The sequence below is a fragment of the Desulfofundulus sp. JL263-se genome (assembly GCF_056316025.1).
This window is the reverse complement of the sequence record NZ_CM149993.1, coordinates 1,078,305-1,096,490: the sequence shown is the minus strand read 5'-3', so window position 1 is coordinate 1,096,490 and position 18,186 is coordinate 1,078,305. Positions and strand designations below refer to the sequence as shown.

At 46.7% G+C, this 18,186-nt stretch carries 18 protein-coding genes; all 18 read right to left on the bottom strand.

Annotation, left to right across the window (positions count from 1 at the left end):
* Positions 1 to 228: 228 nt before the first annotated feature.
* Entirely contained in the window at positions 229 to 729 is a 501-nt protein-coding gene (gene nrdG / locus ACX4JR_RS05545; protein WP_476060027.1) for an anaerobic ribonucleoside-triphosphate reductase activating protein, read from the bottom strand.
* 9 nt (positions 730 to 738) lie between these two features.
* Positions 739 to 2,145: a VWA domain-containing protein gene (locus ACX4JR_RS05540; protein WP_476060026.1), complete on the bottom strand. Its 1,407-nt coding sequence runs from the start codon at positions 2,143 to 2,145 to the stop codon at positions 739 to 741.
* A gap of 70 nt (positions 2,146 to 2,215) precedes the next feature.
* Entirely contained in the window at positions 2,216 to 4,234 is a 2,019-nt protein-coding gene (nrdD, locus tag ACX4JR_RS05535) for an anaerobic ribonucleoside-triphosphate reductase (protein ID WP_476060025.1), read from the bottom strand.
* A 15-nt stretch (positions 4,235 to 4,249) separates the two neighbouring features.
* Positions 4,250 to 4,711: a transcriptional regulator NrdR gene (nrdR, locus tag ACX4JR_RS05530; protein ID WP_476060024.1), complete on the bottom strand. Its 462-nt coding sequence runs from the start codon at positions 4,709 to 4,711 to the stop codon at positions 4,250 to 4,252.
* 278 nt (positions 4,712 to 4,989) lie between these two features.
* Positions 4,990 to 5,292 (bottom strand): YlmC/YmxH family sporulation protein, encoded by a 303-nt coding sequence (locus ACX4JR_RS05525; RefSeq protein WP_476060023.1) that lies wholly within the window; start codon positions 5,290 to 5,292, stop codon positions 4,990 to 4,992.
* Positions 5,293 to 5,374: 82 nt separating this feature from the next.
* The gene (gene spoIIR / locus ACX4JR_RS05520) at positions 5,375 to 6,208 is read right to left on the bottom strand and encodes a stage II sporulation protein R (protein ID WP_476060022.1); all 834 of its coding nucleotides are present in this window, start codon (positions 6,206 to 6,208) and stop codon (positions 5,375 to 5,377) included.
* Between the two features lie 79 nt (positions 6,209 to 6,287).
* Positions 6,288 to 7,067 carry an RNA polymerase sporulation sigma factor SigG gene (sigG, locus tag ACX4JR_RS05515; protein WP_476060021.1) on the bottom strand — a complete coding sequence of 260 codons (780 nt, stop codon included), beginning with the start codon at positions 7,065 to 7,067 and terminating at the stop codon, positions 6,288 to 6,290.
* Positions 7,068 to 7,147: 80 nt separating this feature from the next.
* Positions 7,148 to 7,864, bottom strand: coding sequence for an RNA polymerase sporulation sigma factor SigE (gene sigE, locus ACX4JR_RS05510; RefSeq protein WP_476060481.1), 717 nt, complete (start codon positions 7,862 to 7,864; stop codon positions 7,148 to 7,150).
* Between the two features lie 119 nt (positions 7,865 to 7,983).
* Positions 7,984 to 8,925 carry a sigma-E processing peptidase SpoIIGA gene (gene spoIIGA, locus ACX4JR_RS05505; RefSeq protein ID WP_476060020.1) on the bottom strand — a complete coding sequence of 314 codons (942 nt, stop codon included), beginning with the start codon at positions 8,923 to 8,925 and terminating at the stop codon, positions 7,984 to 7,986.
* Positions 8,926 to 9,339: 414 nt separating this feature from the next.
* Positions 9,340 to 10,395: a cell division protein FtsZ gene (gene ftsZ, locus ACX4JR_RS05500; protein ID WP_476060019.1), complete on the bottom strand. Its 1,056-nt coding sequence runs from the start codon at positions 10,393 to 10,395 to the stop codon at positions 9,340 to 9,342.
* 23 nt (positions 10,396 to 10,418) lie between these two features.
* Positions 10,419 to 11,654: a cell division protein FtsA gene (ftsA, locus tag ACX4JR_RS05495; RefSeq protein ID WP_476060018.1), complete on the bottom strand. Its 1,236-nt coding sequence runs from the start codon at positions 11,652 to 11,654 to the stop codon at positions 10,419 to 10,421.
* Between the two features lie 81 nt (positions 11,655 to 11,735).
* Positions 11,736 to 12,077, bottom strand: coding sequence for a small basic family protein (locus tag ACX4JR_RS05490; RefSeq protein ID WP_476060017.1), 342 nt, complete (start codon positions 12,075 to 12,077; stop codon positions 11,736 to 11,738).
* Between the two features lie 5 nt (positions 12,078 to 12,082).
* Entirely contained in the window at positions 12,083 to 12,784 is a 702-nt protein-coding gene (locus tag ACX4JR_RS05485) for a DUF881 domain-containing protein (protein WP_476060016.1), read from the bottom strand.
* 112 nt (positions 12,785 to 12,896) lie between these two features.
* Positions 12,897 to 13,607, bottom strand: coding sequence for a DUF881 domain-containing protein (locus ACX4JR_RS05480; protein ID WP_476060015.1), 711 nt, complete (start codon positions 13,605 to 13,607; stop codon positions 12,897 to 12,899).
* A 32-nt stretch (positions 13,608 to 13,639) separates the two neighbouring features.
* Positions 13,640 to 14,374, bottom strand: a complete 735-nt coding sequence (locus tag ACX4JR_RS05475; protein WP_476060014.1) for a cell division protein FtsQ/DivIB — start codon at positions 14,372 to 14,374, stop codon at positions 13,640 to 13,642.
* A 208-nt stretch (positions 14,375 to 14,582) separates the two neighbouring features.
* On the bottom strand, positions 14,583 to 15,836 hold the full coding sequence (gene murA / locus ACX4JR_RS05470; RefSeq protein ID WP_476060013.1) for a UDP-N-acetylglucosamine 1-carboxyvinyltransferase: 1,254 nt from the start codon (positions 15,834 to 15,836) through the stop codon (positions 14,583 to 14,585).
* A gap of 17 nt (positions 15,837 to 15,853) precedes the next feature.
* Positions 15,854 to 16,765 carry a UDP-N-acetylmuramate dehydrogenase gene (murB, locus tag ACX4JR_RS05465; RefSeq protein WP_476060012.1) on the bottom strand — a complete coding sequence of 304 codons (912 nt, stop codon included), beginning with the start codon at positions 16,763 to 16,765 and terminating at the stop codon, positions 15,854 to 15,856.
* The gene (gene murC, locus ACX4JR_RS05460) at positions 16,762 to 18,144 is read right to left on the bottom strand and encodes a UDP-N-acetylmuramate--L-alanine ligase (RefSeq protein ID WP_476060011.1); all 1,383 of its coding nucleotides are present in this window, start codon (positions 18,142 to 18,144) and stop codon (positions 16,762 to 16,764) included. The genes murB and murC overlap by 4 nt, the downstream gene beginning before the upstream one ends.
* Between the last annotated feature and the right edge of the window lie 42 nt (positions 18,145 to 18,186).

The window sequence follows — 18,186 nt, the reverse complement described above, 5'->3', positions numbered from 1 at the left end:
ACTGGTAGCTGCACCTGATGCATTTAAACCAGCCCTGGACTTTGCGGTTGTAGCGGGAAACATTCCCATACTTCAGACAGGTCTTGAATAGTTGGCGGAGTTTTAGTAAAAATGTCGGCCGGTGCTCCCCGCGGCGCTCAGGTGCTGCGCGCCGACAGGACTAAAGCTTGCTGGGGAGCACCGGCCTTAAAAAGCAGTGCTCAAAAACAAACCCCGCTGATGCGGGGTTTATTTTATGCGCTTCCACTCTACCACTTCTCCGGCCTTCCTGGTGGCCGGAATATCAATGAGACGCTGATTACTGGAGCCTTTAAAAGGTAGGGAAATATCCCGTAACTCCTCCACGAAGGGGCCGTCCACCAGTACGTCTATTAATTCCATTACCGGCAAATCTTTAACTTCCTCATAAAGATACCCGGTATAAACCCAAATATCTAATTGCGGGTTGCGGGACTTTAAAAGTTTTATAACCTCATACAATGAATCCGGCTGCATAAGGGGGTCTCCTCCGCTAAAGGTCACCCCGCGGGTGAGCTTGGTAAGCCCTGCCTCTATTTCATTAACCAGCTCACCCGCAGTCATCTCTGTTCCGCCTTCTGCGGTCAAAAGCTCCGGATTGTGACAGCCCTTACAATGCCTCGGACAGCCCTGGGTAAAAACCACCACGCGAAAACCGGGCCCGTCCACCACACTTTCTTTTATTATTTTAGCAACCCGTATTTTGGACATTAATATCACCTATATTAAATATTTGCGCAGCACTTCGTCCAGCTGAGCTATCGTACCGCACTCAAACATTCTGGACTGCTCCCGGAAAATTGCCACCGTGAAGGTTTTTTCCCATTCCTCGCGGGGCAATGTATTAAGCCAAATTAAATCTTTTACCTTCTCCCTTGTTTTACCCACCCGCCTGGCAGCCTCATTGGCTTGCTGGGTTTTGGTATCACTTACAATAAAAACACAGGTATCCGGCAATAAAATATGCTTGTATTTATTCTCCAGGCTGATCAGGGCCCTGTTTAAATTGGTAGTTTTCCCCCACTGAATGCTTTGCTCCATAACCGCCGACATGGTCTGTGCAAATCCGCCTCCCCCCTTAAAAAAGGGAGTGATTCGTTCCAGGTCTTCCGAAAAAACAAAAGTTTCTACGTCCTTAACCACATGGGCCAGCCCGTAAATAAACTGAATAATAAACCGCGCGTAGCGTACCATAGAGGCCGAAACATCACAAAGGACAACCAGCCTGGGCCTGCTTACCCTCCTGCTCCGGTAGGCCAACCTTAAAGGTACACCCCCGTAAGCTATGTTATTACGTATCGTTCTGCGAATATCCAATTTATTTTTGAGGTTACTCCGCCGGTAGCGGCGGGAAATGCGGTTTGCCAAGTTACGGGATAAACGGGCTATTAAAGCAGTGATACGGGGAAGATCCTCCTCGGCAATACTTTGCATATCCCTGTATAGTACCGACTCCCCGGCACCCTTACCATATTCTTCGGCTACAGAACGAAGGACTTCATCAATCTCTTGTTCACCGGTGTACTCCACCTTTAAAGCCCTTCCCCGCTTCCCGCGGTGTTCTCCCTCTTTTTTCATCATATAATAACGCCAGTAATTAAGGGAAGCTTCCACCACATCCATTATTAAGTGGGAAGGATCGTTAACCGGATTCCCTTCGAAACTCTCAATTATTTGCTGTAGTCTTCTCCTTTCCCTGGCCGGCATACTGGCCAGGGTTTCTTTTTGCTCCGGGGTCAGCTGCAGGTGCCGGTGTGCCCCTCCGGCCCAACGGCCGCCGCTTTCCTTCACACTCTCGGTAAATTCCCTTTCAGCATCTTCCCTGGCCCTGGCCTGTTCTTCCCGCCGCTCTTTTTCCTGCCGGCGCAACTCTTCCTTTTTTTCCGGGGGAACAAAAAAGTGTTCAAAGGCCAGCTCAAACAGCTTCCTGTCAGCCTTACTTTTAACCAACACAGACCCCAGGGCGGTTTTAAACTGCTCCCGCCGGGTTATATCCACAAAGGTCAGGGCCGTAGCAGCATCCAGAACCTCAGCGGTACTGACCCTGACCCCGAGGCCCCGCAATACTCTCGCAAATGTCACCAGCTGCTCCTGTATTACCGTTTCTTTTATACGGCAATGCTTCATGCTTCTCGCCTTTCAATCTCTTCACGTTCTCCCCTTTATATTTATAAACAGGGGCGGTTTAAAAACCGTTTCACTTTAAACCGTGAACAACCCGGTCATTTAGTTCCGCCACCTTGCTGTCGTTAAACCGGTCAACAGTACTCAGGTAGCCGGTTATCCGCCGCACCCTGCGGATAGAAGTAGAGCCGCACCGGGGGCAACTATCTTCATTAATTACGCCCAGGAGGCTGCATCCGTTACAAAAGTCTACCGGGAAGTTTATGCCGGCATATCCCATATCACTTTCCGCCATGTGCCTGATAACGGCTTCCACGGCTTCCGGGTTGTGTACGGGCGGAGATTCCAGTTCCACGTAACTGATATGGCCGGCATTACAATATTTATGATAAGGCCCTTCCAGGGCAATTTTTTCAAAAGCGCTTATGGGGAAACTTACCGGTATATGGAACGAATTAGTATAATATTCTTTGTTGGTCACTCCCGGTATGATGCCGTATTCCTTGCGGTCCAGCGCCACAAACCTGCCGGACAGCCCCTCTGCAGGTGTGGCCAGTAAAGTGTAATTTAAGTTATATTCTTCACAGGCCTCGTCAATCCTGCGGCGCATGTAGGAAACGATTTGCAAGCCCAGTTCCTGCGCCTCTTTGTCTTGCCCGTGATGTTTTCCGGTAAGGGCGGTAAGCGTTTCAGCCAGGCCAATAAAACCTACCGACAGGGTCCCGTTAACTATGGCACTTTCAATGGGATCGCATTCCTGCAGGTCCTGTGAATTCAAATACAGTCCCTGCCCCATAATAAAGGGCATATCCTTGACCTTGAGCTTGGCCTGCACTGTAAACCGGTGGTATAACTGCCTTATGGCCAGGTCCATTACTTCGTCCAGGAGGTGATAAAATTTTTTCATGTCTCTTTCGGCCATTATGGCTATCCGGGGCAGGTTTATGGTAGTAAAGGAAAGATTACCCCGACCGTCAGTCACTTCCGGGCCCCGGCGGTTAGCCATTACCCTGGTGCGGCAGCCCATGTAACTAACCTGGTCGCCCCACTGGCGGTTAAAGCTGGAATCCATAAAGCTAAAGGTTGGGTTGAGACGCTTGCTGGCTACTCGTATGGCTAGTTGGAAAAGGTCGTAATTGGGGTCGCCGGGGTCCATATTAACCCCCTTTTTCAGCCGGAAAATGATATTAGGAAATATGGGGTTCTCTCCCCGTCCCAGCCCGGCCTCATAAGCCAGGAGCAAATTGCGTACCACCTTACGGCCTGCCTCCGAAGTTTCGGTGCCCACATTTATGGAAGAAAACGGAACTTGGGCCCCGGCGCGGCTGTGCATTGAATTGAGGTTGTAAACCAGCGCCTCCATGGCCTGGTAAGTCTCATTTTCGTCAGCACCCTCCACGTAAGGGGCAATATCCCGGTCGAAAAAGGCAAAGGACTGGCCCCCGTGCATATCATTCTGGGAACTCTGCAGGATAATGGCCGCCAAGGCCGTAGCCGAGGCAGGCCGCCGCGGAGGCCTTATGTAGCCGTGGCCGGTATCAAAACCTTCTGCTAAAAGCCTTCCTAAAGGAATTTGTATACAAGTTAAGGTTTTTCCGTAGAACTCCAGATCGTGAATGTGAATGTCACCCCGCTGGTGGGCTAAAGACATTTCCTCGGGGATTAACCTGCTGAGATAATACTTTTTACTGGAAGCGCTGGCTATCTGCAGCATTTTTGCAGAGGGGGAATTGCTTATGTTTGCATTTTCCCGGCTGGTTTCTTCAAGGATCTCTTCCACCGCATCCATGAGTTCGCTCTTTGCTTCCCTCATGCGCGTGCGCTTGTCCCTGTAAAGTATGTAAGCCTTGGCCGTGCGGGCGTGACCGTTTTCTATTAGTACCTTTTCCACCACGTCCTGCACGTCTTCGACACCAAATATCTGGCCGTTATATTTCTGCTTTAACATTTTAAGAACCTGGATAGTAAGTTCCATGGCCAGCTGGCGGTCTTCACCGCCCACAGCCCGGGCAGCCTTAAATATGGCATCGGTAATTTTACTCTCGTCAAAGGGAACTTCTCGCCCGTCCCGCTTTTTAATTACCTTAAACACCGATATATGCCTCCTCTAAGATTGATGTCTGTTAATTAATTTCTTTATCTCTTCCATAAAGCTGCGAACATCATGAAATTCGCGGTATACCGAAGCAAAACGGACATAGGCCACCTCATCTATTTCCCTGAGGCGCTTTAATACCATTTCCCCCACATCCTTGCTGGTGGCTTCAAGGTCAGGAGAACTTCTCAATTCCCGCTCAATTTCAGTTACCACTTCTTCCAGCCGGGAAATAGGGATCTTGCGCTTTTCACAGGCCTTGGTTAAGCCGGAAAGTAACTTAACCCGGTTAAAGGGCTCTCTGGTTCCATCTTTTTTAATAACCATCAAGGGAGGCTCGTCCACCCTTTCATAAGTGGTAAAACGCCGCTCACATCTACCGCACTCCCGGCGCCGCCTGATGGCCTCCCCGTTCTCCGCTGAGCGGGAATCCAACACCCTGCTTTCCCCAAAACCACAATAAGGGCACTTCACGCCCCTCACCGCCCCACGTAGCATATATTGTGTTAGGGGTAGATTCATTATACTAAATCCTGATGTTACCTGCCAAATCGGAAAACTGTACCGCGGACTTAGAAACTTTTTATTTTTAAAAAACTGCTCACGTTATTTTAGTTTTTCACAAAAAAAGCCGGCTAACCCGGGCTTGTCCAAAATAAAAGATCTATAACGGACAGGCATATTAATATTTGGGACAGGCAGTGGAAATAACAGTCAAGGAATTGATGTCTGAAAAAGACACCGGAAATAAACTACCAGAAGCGCTCTCCCCGATTCCCGGAAGTTTCCTCACACAATTCCCGGGAAGGTGATTCATTAAACGACAAATTAACTAATATAACATCAATACCTATTTTGACTATTTTTTCCCAGGGTATAATTATTTCTTCTTCTCTGCCCAAAAACCCCATAAATCTTTGTTGTTGTCCCGGTAAGATGATTGAACTTATTTTCCCTTCTTGCACGTTAATATCTATATCTTTTATTGGGCCCAAACGCCTCCCGTCAACAACGTTAATTACCTCTCTCATCCGCAAATCGGAGATTTTAACCATTTTTTGTACCTCCTTTTCTTTATTTATATGAGCATATATCATTAATCTTAACTGGCAAAAATATTTAAAATAAAAACGGCTGTCAAAATACAGCCGTTTTTGTGCAAGATAAAGCTTTTTCCTTCACTTTACCATTACCCAGTGTCTTTGAAAACCACGTTACGGTATCATTATATAACTCTAAAAATTTAAGCCTGATTTCAATATGTTTACTTTTAGTATTGGCTAATTGGGGTGCAGCCAACTTAAAGGTATGAATAGCCCTTTCTTCTGCATCCACGCTTCCGCCATTATTATCCCTTTGGGACTCCGTTATTGAAAACCCTGGCCGGACTGAATCATCACTATTCTTGGCCATGGAAGCAACTGGAAGGGATTCGGAAACCTTAGATTCATTAGATTCACTCATATCTATAAAACAAAGGGGAGGGAAGAGTATACACCACCAGTTGGCTCCATTTCCCTCACCAATAACCACCCGCACAGCTTCATATGTACCTGCGGGCAGAGTCAAGGCATCTGTTTTCCCTTCAGTCCGGCCAAGATCATATGTTTTGGTTGGGAAAGAGTAATCCCCCCAAGATACCCTTACCGGGTAATTAAAGCCCCTGGCTTTGATTTCGGACAAGGCCAATTCCCCAATATCATCCAGGCTGTTTTTTACAATATATCTGGCTTCGGAAATATTTTGCACACCTTTAAACCGGCGGGCCATTGTCTTAATAATAGCATCCCGGACATGATATTTTAAAACCTGGTCTTCCACGCTGTTGCTGTTTGCTATAACATGAAACCTAATTAAGTTATGCTGGTTATAGGCTAATACGGCCCGGTCCCTCTCCATCTGCAGGCCGGCCCACAGGCCTACAACCGTAATACCTGTCAGTACTACGGTATATTTAAGTTTCTTATTCAAGACCTTCACCTCATTGCCACCTCTGGTACCAGTATTCCCTAAATGCCGGTTTGTTAAACCACTTGCTGAGGGAAGGCCTTTAAAATTGTATAAATTTTCGCATGTGCCCCAGGGCAGCTTTTTCCAAGCGCGATACTTGCGCCTGGGATATACCTATTTCTTCAGCGACCTCCATCTGTGTCTTTCCTTCATAAAATCTCAGAGTAAGAATATGTTTCTCGCGCTCTGAAAGTTTGCTCAGGGCATCACGCAGGACTATGCCCTCCAGCCAATTGGCATCCTGATTTTTTTCATCACTAATTTGATCCATGACAAAAATAGGATCTCCGCCATCATGATAGATGGGCTCGAAAAGGGAAATGGGCTCCTGGATGGCATCCAGGGCAAAAACGACTTCTTCTCTGGGTATTTTTAACTCTCCGGCAATTTCGTTGACCGATGGCTCCCGGGAATACTTGTTAACAAGAGAATCCCTTACCTGTAAAGCCTTATAAGCTACATCCCGCAGGGACCTGCTAACCCTGATGGGATTATTATCCCTTAAATACCTTTTAATTTCGCCTATAATCATGGGAACGGCATACGTCGAGAATTTTACGTTTTGGGACAGGTCAAAGTTATCTATGGCTTTCATCAAGCCGATGCATCCTACCTGGAACAGGTCGTCCACGTACTCACCACGATTTGTAAAGCGCTGGATCACGCTCAGAACAAGCCTGAGATTACCGCTTATGAGCCGGTTGCGGGCGGAGCGGTCCCCATTCTGCATTGCCTCAAACAGTTCCCGCATCTGAGCTCCGGTCAATACAGGTAATTTTGATGTATTAACACCGCATATTTCCACCTTGTTAACCAGCAAGGTGCTGCCACCCCTTTTTCCGGCATATTTTCATGGCTTTTCTCATTATTACCTTGCTAAAACCTAAATATACATTTGTACTACTCCATCTTGCTTATTTCCCTCTTTAACCTTTTTATTATTCGCTTCTCCAGTCTGGAAATATATGATTGGGATATTCCCAGCATATCCGCCACTTCTTTCTGTGTTTTTTCTTCGCTGCTGTTCAAGCCGAACCTCAATTCCATAATCTTTCTCTCCCTGCCGCTTAAACGCTGCAATGCCAAGTACAACAACTTTTTTTCCACTTCTTCCTCAATATACTTGTAAATTATATCATTATCAGTTCCCAAGACATCGGACAATAACAACTCATTACCGTCCCAGTCAATATTTAAAGGCTCATCAAAGGACACTTCGGATTTGGTCTTATTATTTCGACGCAGGTACATTAATATCTCGTTTTCTATGCACCGTGAAGCATAAGTGGCCAATTTTATCTTTTTGCAGGGATCAAAGGTGTTTACTGCTTTAATTAAGCCAATTGTTCCAATGGAAACCAGGTCTTCAATTCCTACCCCGGTATTCTCAAACTTACGGGCAATGTAAACTACCAGGCGCAAATTTCGCTCAATAAGTTCACTTTTAACCTCCCCATCCCCGGATTTTAAGCGGCTGATAAGATAAGATTCTTCGTCCGTGCTGAGGGGAGGGGGCAGGGCCTCGGTACTACCCACATAATGAACTTCCCTTTCACTGCCAAGCCGCTGCATTATTCGCACCAAATAAATGCGAATAAAAAGCCTTAATTTCCACAGCTTTAGCAAAAATATTCCCTCCCCTTAAAAATACTTAACCCCATACCTTTACTATCTAACTGGCCAATCATAGATTTGAGAAATTTTTCCACGGAAACATTATCTTTAATAAGTAGAACTTAACTTGGAAAATTTCCCCCAAATGGCTGTATCAATAAAGCGGGATGCACAAGCACGTGATAAGCCGAATCAGGACTTAACCTTTTATGGGAAATTGCTATTGTGACATCTTCAGAGCGTATCACCTTATCTCCCTGCCAGAAAACCACCTTATCAGGTTTAAACCCCAACAGCATTCCGGAATCCGCACCCAGGGACTGAAAAGGTATAAGCCTGAACCTGGAACTTAAGGGGCTGTCTTTAAAAAGAACCAAAGCTTCTGCTGGATCGAATTTTTCACCCTTTTCAAAGTATTTAATTAATTCCCCGGGAAGAAACTCTTTAATAACTTCATACTCGGCAACAATAACGGGATTGCCAGTGAGGGGATCCGTTAATTGATTTCCTGAATCTAAAAATCCCTCCGTCCAAATTTCCTTACCGTGCACTTTTATAGCCAGCGGTATTTTAAATAAATTTTGGCTGTAACGCCTTTTAAGCAATAACGACATACCCCGCCCTGCTACCCAAAAACTGGCCAGAGCAAGGATTACTGCCTGCCCAAAATAACGGTCTACAACCCATGGAAAACCTTCGGGAACCGAATGAGCCCCCCCCCTGGACTCTAAAAAATACATAATGCCCAGTACACTTCCCCCAAGGGCAAAGGAAGTAAGATAAAAAAATGCCAGGCTGGCCGCCAGTCGAAGCGGAGATTGTGGCGCAAAGGCAATGATAACCATAACTACGGAAACTAAAACTTTAAACCAAATTGTCAGAAATAGAGAAAAGGCGGGGATAAAGGCCGTTATGGAGTAAACTCCACCCAGTACCGCCGCCATTACCAAGCGCCACCTGCCCTTATCCACCCCACTTATTTTTCCTACTGCCCAGAGGATGACATAATTCATTATTATACTTCCTAGAATTACCTGGTCAGCATAAACCACGTGGGTGGACAATTCCCGGCACCCCCGTTATAACAAAACAAGGAAACCTTGTTACCATTGTATGGCTGGGTTTTTATGATTATGAAAAAATAAATCCAGTCTGGACTTTATTATATAACACCAAGACTGGAAAAAGTGTCATTAATTGGATCTAGAGGAGCACTTTTCCTCGACAGATTAATGGAACACATTACAGAATTCCCGGATACCCTTACTCTTTATTTGCAGGGCCCCGTTCCGGATCCACAATCTCCTGTGTACCTCTAACCCTGTTAAGGTTCTCTTTGCGGTTTTTCTTCAAACCAGGTTTACCTTCTTCGTTTTTCATTAATCTTACACCTCCCGGTTATTATCTTCCCCTTAACCTTCCCGTTTATAAAATAAAAACCCCTCCCGGATACGCCTTGTACGGGAGGGGTTTTTGTTTTAATTTCGCCGGCGCAAGAAGGCCGGTATATCCAAGTCATCGTTGTTGGCAAAGGGCTTAATTTCCAAATCACCTTTTTCCCTGGCTCTTTTTTCCCTGGATTTTTGCTCAAATCCGGTAGCAATAACCGTTACCCTTACTTCTTCCTCCATTTGTTCATCAATTACAGCACCAAAGATAATATTGGCTTCGGGATCTGCAGCCTGGGATATAATCTCCGCGGCTTCATTCACCTCAAACAAGCTCAGGGAACTTCCTCCGGTAATATTTAGCAAAACACCCCGGGCCCCTTCTATAGACGTTTCCAGCAAGGGGCTGGAAATAGCCAGCCTGGCCGCCTCCACTGCCCGGTTATCACCGCTGGCAGACCCAATGCCCATAAGGGCGGACCCGGTTTCCTTCATTATGGTCTTAACATCGGCAAAATCGAGGTTTATAAGGCCGGGAACGGCAATAAGGTCGGATATGCCCTGCACTCCCTGACGCAGAACATCATCGGCAATTCTGAAGGCCTCAACAATGGAAGTGTGTTTTTCCACAACTTGCAGCAGCCGGTCGTTGGGAATGGTTATTAAGGTATCCACCTTGCTCTTTAATTCTTCTATACCCTTTTCCGCCTGGTTCATCCGCTTGCGTCCTTCAAAGGTAAAGGGCTTTGTCACCACCCCTACGGTAAGGGCTCCCAGTTCTTTGGCCACCTCAGCTACCACAGGGGCAGCCCCCGTACCGGTACCACCGCCCATACCGGCAGTAACAAATACCATATCCGCTCCCCTTAACACCTGCTCAATCTCGTCACGACTTTCCTCCGCCGCCTTTTGCCCGATTTCCGGGTTGGCGCCCGCTCCCAATCCTTTTGTAAGTTTTGCTCCAATTTGTATTTTATTATTGGCAAGAGCCATTTGTAATGCTTGGGCATCGGTATTTACCGCAATAAATTCAACACCTTTAAGGCCTGCATTTATCATGCGATTTACGGCATTATTTCCGCCGCCCCCGACCCCAATAACCTTTATATTGGCAAATTGGTCCAGCTCCAGTTCAAAATCAAGCATGTATGCCAATCCTCCTTCGTAGTTTATCCCCAGCCGCCCCGACGGCGAAGGAAATTATTGCCTGTAGAAATAAAACTTTGTAACCTGTTAAAAATGTTATCGAGCCCCCCGCTTGACTCAAACACCGGGGTAATTTCGTTTACGGAGCAAAAATTTAGCAACCCGGCAAGGGACACACGACATTCATTTCCGCCAGGGACAGAAACAACAGCAAGGGGCTTCTTGACATCCATTTCCACATAACGGGAGAAGAGCTCCGCCAGTCCGGGAAGCAGTGAACCCCCTCCCGTCAATTTTATTCCACCGGGAATAAACCCCGTCAAACTCATGGAATGGATTGATTGTTTAACCAATTCACAAATCTCTTGCAAACGGGCATCAATAATGGATAAAGCCTGCGCCTTATCGTATCCATGGGTCTTCCCGTTAGTTCCCGTAACTTCAACTGTCTCAGGAAAATCCTCCCTGCCTACTAGGGAAATCGAGCGAAGTAATTTCCCGGCAGAAGCTATGGTGGTGCGCAGTCCCACCGCTAAATCCCCTACCACATGCTCCACTCCTACAGGTAGAACCACAGCATCCATTAACATTCCGTATTTAAAAGCAGCTACCGTAGTAGTTCCCGCACCCAAATCTACCAAAACACAGCCCAATTCCATTTCAGCCCCATTCATCAACAAGGGTGCTTCGGCCAAGGGAGTAAATATTACTTTATTTAGCTGTATTCCGGCAAGCCGGACAACATCATAAATGGCCTGTATAAACTTTTTCTCGGCCACAATCAGGCGCATGTCCGCCTCCAACTCCATACCGCTACTGTTAACCGGGGAGAATACAGCCTGCCCGTCCAAGCGATATTGAACCGGTAGTATATGTAAATCCACATATCCCTCCGGAACACCGTTTATCCTGGCATTTTCCATCAATGCCGACAAATCCCCGGATTTTACCCGGCGGCGAGAGCCGAGGGATATACGAGAATAAAAATCTAATACCTTAACACTGATCCCTGAAAAGCCGGCACAAACAAAGAAAGGATTTATTTTCACTCGTTCCCGGACATTCTTGAGCAAGTTGCCAATAATTCCGGCAACAGATTGAATATCTGTAATAACTCCCTTACGAACACCTACAGAAGGGGATTCATCCTGGGCCACTACCTCAAAGGATCTTCCGGGGCCAAATACGGCCATAACAAGGGAAACCCGTGCAGTACCAATATCCAATAGCACAGCGACATTCTTTCCTTTCCGGGCCAAGATATTACCCCTCTCGAGAATTTACTTAAATTGTAAAATTCAACGTAAGGGGCATTTTCCCTTTTGTACAAAGGTAAAAATTTATTTTTTTAACAGGTGGCGCCTAATTAAGGATACATTTTGAAATAACCGCACACCAAAAGCCACCACTGCAGCCAGGTATAAATCAATTCCTAACCTTTCACCTACAAAAACAAGGCCGGCAGCTAAGAGGGCATTGCTAAAAAAACCGGTGGTAAAGATAACGTGATCGAATTTATCTTCCATGGCAGTACGAATACCTCCCAAAACAGAATCCAGTGCAGCCAGTGCCGCCACGGAAGTATATGTAGCATAGCTCTGGGGCAGAATAAGGGGCATTTTTAAACCAATAAAAACTCCCGTTGCTATTCCCAACAGGGCAAGAATAACGCCGACCCACATAATTATTACCCTCCTTGCGGTTGCTTTGCATATTCAAACTTCATCTCTCCGGAGTAAGCCGGCACCGTTAACTGGTCATGCTTTACTATTTTTACTTTTATGCCCAGGTCACCCAGGTAATCGGAAAGCCCCCCGGGTAAAGCCAGTGCTTTTTCCAGTATATCAGGGTCACCGATCGCTAAAATTTGGTATGGAGGCACTATCCGGTTCGTGTTTACATTAATAAACGACCCGGCAAATCTTATTTCACTAGTGGCTATAATTCGATTGCCGTTCAAGGAAATAGCTTCCGCCCCGGCACTGCGAAGTTCATTAACTACCTTTAGAAGATCTTCATCTCGAATAATAAAGAGTTCGGCCGGCACTTCCTCCCCAAGGCCCTCGGGATTATCCAGAATCACTTCAATGCCCGGGCCGGTAACCGTTATCTGGCCCGCAGCCATACGCGCCTTATCGAGCTCACTCTTTAAGGCCTCTATAGCTTGTCTTTGACCGGTATTGACTTGTTTCAATTTAATGTTTAGGTCCAATATTTCCTTTTGCAATCTTTCACTTTCATTTGTTAACTGCCGTAGTTCACTGGCCAATTCCTGAGTTCTTTCCAGCGGGATACCGTAGGGATTGGTTACCCTAAACTGGACAGCTAACAAAAGCCCCAGCACAACAGCGACCAGAAATATGGAAATATGAACCGTCAGCCTGGACAAGGAATATCACCCCGTTTTAGGGGAATTCTCCCACGGAAACATTATCTTTTATAAAGTAGAACTTTACCTGGAAAACTTCCCCCAAAATATTACCTGAAAAAAGAAAAATTCCTTATTGTTCAGGCCTGGCAAAATTAAAGCTAATGCCTCCTTCGTAAGGGGGGATTACCATATTAGGAACTTTTTCAACTTTAATTTCAATCCCCCAAAATTTTAAGGAATCAACCACTCCGCCCTTCATTTTGAGGGCACTGAAGAGGGTGTCCGGATTTCCGATGGCTTTTATTTCAAAGGGAGGACTGAGACGAACACTTTTGTTTATTAGGACTGTGGGACCGATACAGCGTATTTCAGTGGTAGCTATAATTCTATGGCCGTTCATGGACAAGGCCTCTGCCCCGGCAGCTTTAAGTTCATTTAATACCCGTATTAAATCCTCATCGTGTAAAACATATAAATTGGGATTATCTCCCGGCTTTATAACTTCCTGGCTATCATTTAAGGTAACTTTAACCCCCGGGCCTTCCAGTTCCGTCAAACCGGCAAAGGAGCGAATTCTATCCAATTTGTTTTTCAAATCGGCAAGCTGGGGATCTGCGGCTGCTTCATCCAATTCTTTGCGCAGCCTTTCAACCTCCCTCTGCAACTCTTCGTTCTTCTCCTTGGCCGCTTCAATTTTTGCCGCCAACATTCGGGGCCTGTCCAAATTAAGCAGCCTCTGGCTTTGCTCAATGTTCTGATTCACTTTAAACTGCATGACAAGGATAAAGCCTAGAACAACGCATACCGCTGACACCGCCAGGTAGGCTGATTTTAAACGCATAGTTACCCTCCGGAAAGCGCCTTTATGAATCCCTATTCTTTATATTTTACCACCGGTGAACCAATAAAAGATAGGTCAATATACTCAATTTCTTTGTTTTTTTCTTCAAGTTCTCGCAATATCTGAAAAAATACGTTACCCTTGGAAGCCACCTCTTTTGGGCTCCCCATCCGGCACTGTACACCCTCCAACGTATAAAGAACAAGAGAGCCGTCATCCTGATAATGCACTTCCGATAAGCGGGAAACCAGCTCCTCCGGAAGTCCCTCAATTACCTGAAGTGCAATTTTAAGACCTTTTCCTTTAACCACCTCACCGGGCCCGGCAGGAGCAATATTAACACCGGTAATAACAGGCAAATCTTCCTTTACCGCCTGGCTTTTTCGTATATACACCTGTTCCCTGTCGACCTCAATAAAACCGTTCTCCGTGGGCAAAAGGGCCACTGGATTTCTTTCCTCAACGGTAATAATTATTTTATCAGGAAGATCCCTCTCGAGACGAATATTCTTTAAAATGGGCAAGGTACTAAGATTGAAACGTGCCTCCTTTAAATTAATTTTAAAAATATTGACCCCGGTATGGAGCCCCGATGTGTTGATAATTTTCTCTTCACTCAGTTGCCAGTTCCCCCGAACCTCAATCTTTTTCACATCAAATACAGGGGACTTAAAAAGAACGAATATAGCCAGGGCAAATAAAAATACCAGTAATATACTTTGCCATAGCCCCGCTCTTTTGCCACCGGGCACAGTAGGTTTAACCATGACATGCCTCCGGATAAATAAAAATTTTTTGCCCGTCTAAAGAAAAGAACCGACCTTGACATAATGAAATTAGGCCGATCCTGGAATATTATATCAATAAATCCCTGCTCTTTGTCATTAATACCATTATAAAATATTTGTTGAACATATGACTGGCTTAACATCCATTATATCTTGTCCCCTATAAAACTAAAAAAGAGTCCACAAACTAATTGTGCACTCTGATAATCCGCGCCCCCAGGGCATTATATTTATTTTCCAGCCTCTCGTACCCGCGGTCAATATGTTCAACCCTTTCCACAACGGAGCCGTCTTCCGCTGCCATGGCCGCCAGTACAAGGGCTGCCCCGGCCCGCAGATCGGTAACTTCAACACAAGCACCGCTTAAGCGGGGTACTCCCCTTATTATGGCCGTTTGCCCCTCTACCCTTATATCGGCACCCATACGTCTTAGTTCCATCACATGTTTATACCGGTTTTCAAATACTGTTTCCGTTATTACACTGGTACCTTCCGCAAGGGTAAGCAAGGCCATCAACTGTGGCTGCATGTCGGTGGGAAAACCGGGATAAGGCATGGTTTTCACATCCACCGCCTTTGGCCTGCCGCAGCCAATCACCCTCACCCAATCATCCCCAACTTCCAGGCCGATTCCTGCCTCTTTTAACTTAGCTGTCAGGGGTTCCAGGTGCTCCGGAATTACGTTCGTTACCGTGACATCTCCCTGGGTAATGGCCCCGGCCACCATATGCGTTCCAGCCTCAATCCGGTCGGGGATAACGGTATACTCGTTACCGTAAAGTTTTTTCACCCCTTCAACTTTTACAGTATCCGTTCCGGCACCCTTTATTTTGGCTCCCATACGGTTGAGAAAATTTTGCAGGTCCACGATTTCCGGTTCCTTGGCGGCATTGCGAATAAAGGTGGTGCCCTTTGCCAGTACGGCCGCCATCATTATATTTTCTGTGGCCCCTACGCTGGGAAGGTCCAGGTGAATATCCGCCCCGTGCAGTTCCCTGGCCTTAGCGGTTATATAGCCGTACTTTTCGCTTATCTCCACTCCCATGGCGCGTAAACCCTTTACATGCAAATTCATGGGGCGAGAACCAATATTACACCCCCCCGGGTAACTGATTTTGGCCTGCCGGAAACGGCCTACAAGGGGACCTAAAACCAGGTTGGATGCCCGCATTTTTCTCATCAATTCTTCGGTAACTTCATAATCCTGAACACTTTTCGCATTTACTTTTATTTCATTCTTTTCCCAGCTGACTTTAGCGCCCAAGTAAGTTAAAACCTCTTTCATCACCTCCACGTCCCTCAACCTGGGCACTTCCTTGATACAACATTCATCCTCCACCAGCAGACAGGCAGCCAGAATGGGTAAGGTGGCATTCTTGGAACCGCTCACCCTAATGGTCCCTTTAAGGGGGTTCCCCCCCACCACCATAAACCTGTACAATTGCTGTCACCTCCATTTCACAGCTCACCCACCAATTGCACCTCCAGGGAAAGTTCTATACCGTATTTTTCAAAAACCAGGCTCCTTACTATACCTATTAACGTTAACATATCCTTGGCGGTGGCCCCGCCCCGGTTGATAAAAAAATTGGCGTGTTTGTGTGAAACCTGGGCATCTCCAACCCTTAAGCCCTTACCGCCGGCCATCTCTATAAGACGTCCTGCCGAATCCCCCGGCGGGTTTTTAAATACGCTCCCGGCGCTGGGATAATTAAGGGGTTGACTCTTTTTTCTTTTGGCCAGGTAATCTTGGGTTATCTTATCTATAAGCCCCCTTTTGCTTTTGAACCCTTCAAAGGCGGCTTCCACCACTATTACCGGCATCCCGCGCAGGCAGCTTCTCCGATAGCCAAAATCCAATTTTTCAGCGGGAAAGCTCTTCATATTTCCGTGATAATCAACGGTAACAACTTCCCGCACCAGGTCCGCCGTACAAGAACCGTTTGCTCCGGCATTCATCACCAGGGCCCCTCCCACGGTTCCCGGTATTCCCGCAGCGAATTCCAGCCCGCCCAGTTCATGCTCCCGGGCAATTGCAGCCAGCCGGGCCAGCTTTACCCCTGCTCCAGCGGTGATAAGATTGTGATTTACTTTGATATGGTCCATTCCCCGCCCGATTTGCACGACAATTCCTCTTATACCCTTGTCGGAAACCAGCAAATTGCTTCCGTTTCCGATTACAGTTATATCCAAACCTTTTTCTCGTGCATAGGCCAGCACTTTTTGCAAATCTTTAAGGCCGGCAGGCCTGACAAAGATTTCCGCGGGCCCGCCTATTCGCCACGTGGTATGATTTTTCATAGGCTCCAAAACTTTAACCGTCCCGGCGAGGATCCGGCGTAATTCCTCACTCGCTCGGTAACAATTCATTTGTTATTCTCCCTTAGTCTTTTAACCAGTTCCACTCCAACAGTCCAAATATTACCCGCCCCCATGGTTAATACAGTATCACCGGGCTTAACAGAACGGGCGAGATAATCCACTATTTCGCCACAGGTACTAAAATATTTTACATTTTTTACACCGTTTTTCTTTATGGAATTGACTATCAAACCGGCATCAACCCCTTTTATGGGCTTTTCCCCGGCACTGTAAATTTCATTAACTATAACTTCATCAACATCACCGAAAACCTCACCGAAGCGCTCGTATAAGAAGAAGGTCCTGGTATACCGGTGGGGCTGAAAAACTCCTATTAGCCTGCCGGGCTTAAGTTGTTTGGCAGCCTGCAGGGTGGCACGGATTTCGCTGGGATGGTGGGCATAATCATCAATAACTTTAACTCCTCCCACCTCGCCCAAAAGCTGAAATCTACGGCCGGCACCCCTAAAAGACTGCAACACAGCAGCTATTTGGGAAAAGGAAAGCCCCAGGTAACGGCCCACAGCCACTGCGGCAAGGGAATTGGCCAGGTTATGCCTTCCGGGAACGGCCAATTTTAAATGTCCCAGACGTCTTCCCCGGAAATAAACATCCCCGAACGCACCTGCACCGTTCAGGCTTATATCCCGTACCGTATAATCAGCATCCCGGCGCATTACGCCATAAGTAATCATTGGCTTATCATAACCATTAATTACCTGGCAAACATTCGGATCATCAGTACAAACTACAGCCAGCCCCTTTTCAGGAACTTTATTTAAAAACCGCTTAAAGGCGGCCTTAATTTCCGATATGCTTCCGTAATAATCCAGGTGATCATCCTCGATATTTGTCACTACTACCACTTCAGGGGATAATTTCAAAAAGGACCCGTCACTTTCATCGGCTTCAGCCACCATATATTCACCGCGGCCCAATTTGGCATTCCCGCCGATTTCAGTCAACTCACCTCCGATTACTATAGTGGGATCCAGGCCGTTTTTTTCCAGTATGGTGGCAATCATGGAGGTGGTGGTAGTCTTACCGTGGGCCCCGCAAATGGCAATTCCCTTCCGGCTTTTCATCAGCAGAGCCAGCAGGTTTCCGCGGTGGATAACTGGAATACCTCTTTTCACCGCTTCCAGCAGTTCCGGATTATCATCCGGAATGGCAGAAGAAATTACAACCAGGCCCGGTTCTCTTATATTTTCCGCACGGTGTCCTTTATAGCAAACGGCCCCCAGGGACTCCAATCTTTCCGTTACAGGAGTGCGGCATAAGTCTGAGCCGCTCACCTTATGGCCCAGTTCCAGTAGTATCCGGGCCAGGCCGCTCATGCCGGTGCCCCCTATTCCTATAAAATGAATATTATCCGGTATTGCTTGCACGGCTAATCATCAACTCCTTCACTAAACGGAACTGCCGGGTGC

Bases quoted from the DNA above. Each gene is read 5' to 3' on its own strand.
- ACX4JR_RS05540 (WP_476060026.1), bottom strand. From the start codon at position 2,145: ATGAAGCATTGCCGTATAAAAGAAACGGTAATACAGGAGCAGCTGGTG.
- murB (WP_476060012.1), bottom strand. From the start codon at position 16,765: ATGAATTGTTACCGAGCGAGTGAGGAATTACGCCGGATCCTCGCCGGG.
- nrdG (WP_476060027.1), bottom strand. From the start codon at position 729: ATGTCCAAAATACGGGTTGCTAAAATAATAAAAGAAAGTGTGGTGGAC.
- ftsZ (WP_476060019.1), bottom strand. From the start codon at position 10,395: ATGCTTGATTTTGAACTGGAGCTGGACCAATTTGCCAATATAAAGGTT.
- ACX4JR_RS05480 (WP_476060015.1), bottom strand. From the start codon at position 13,607: ATGCGTTTAAAATCAGCCTACCTGGCGGTGTCAGCGGTATGCGTTGTT.
- ACX4JR_RS05475 (WP_476060014.1), bottom strand. From the start codon at position 14,374: ATGGTTAAACCTACTGTGCCCGGTGGCAAAAGAGCGGGGCTATGGCAA.
- ACX4JR_RS05525 (WP_476060023.1), bottom strand. From the start codon at position 5,292: ATGGTTAAAATCTCCGATTTGCGGATGAGAGAGGTAATTAACGTTGTT.
- ACX4JR_RS05490 (WP_476060017.1), bottom strand. From the start codon at position 12,077: ATGTGGGTCGGCGTTATTCTTGCCCTGTTGGGAATAGCAACGGGAGTT.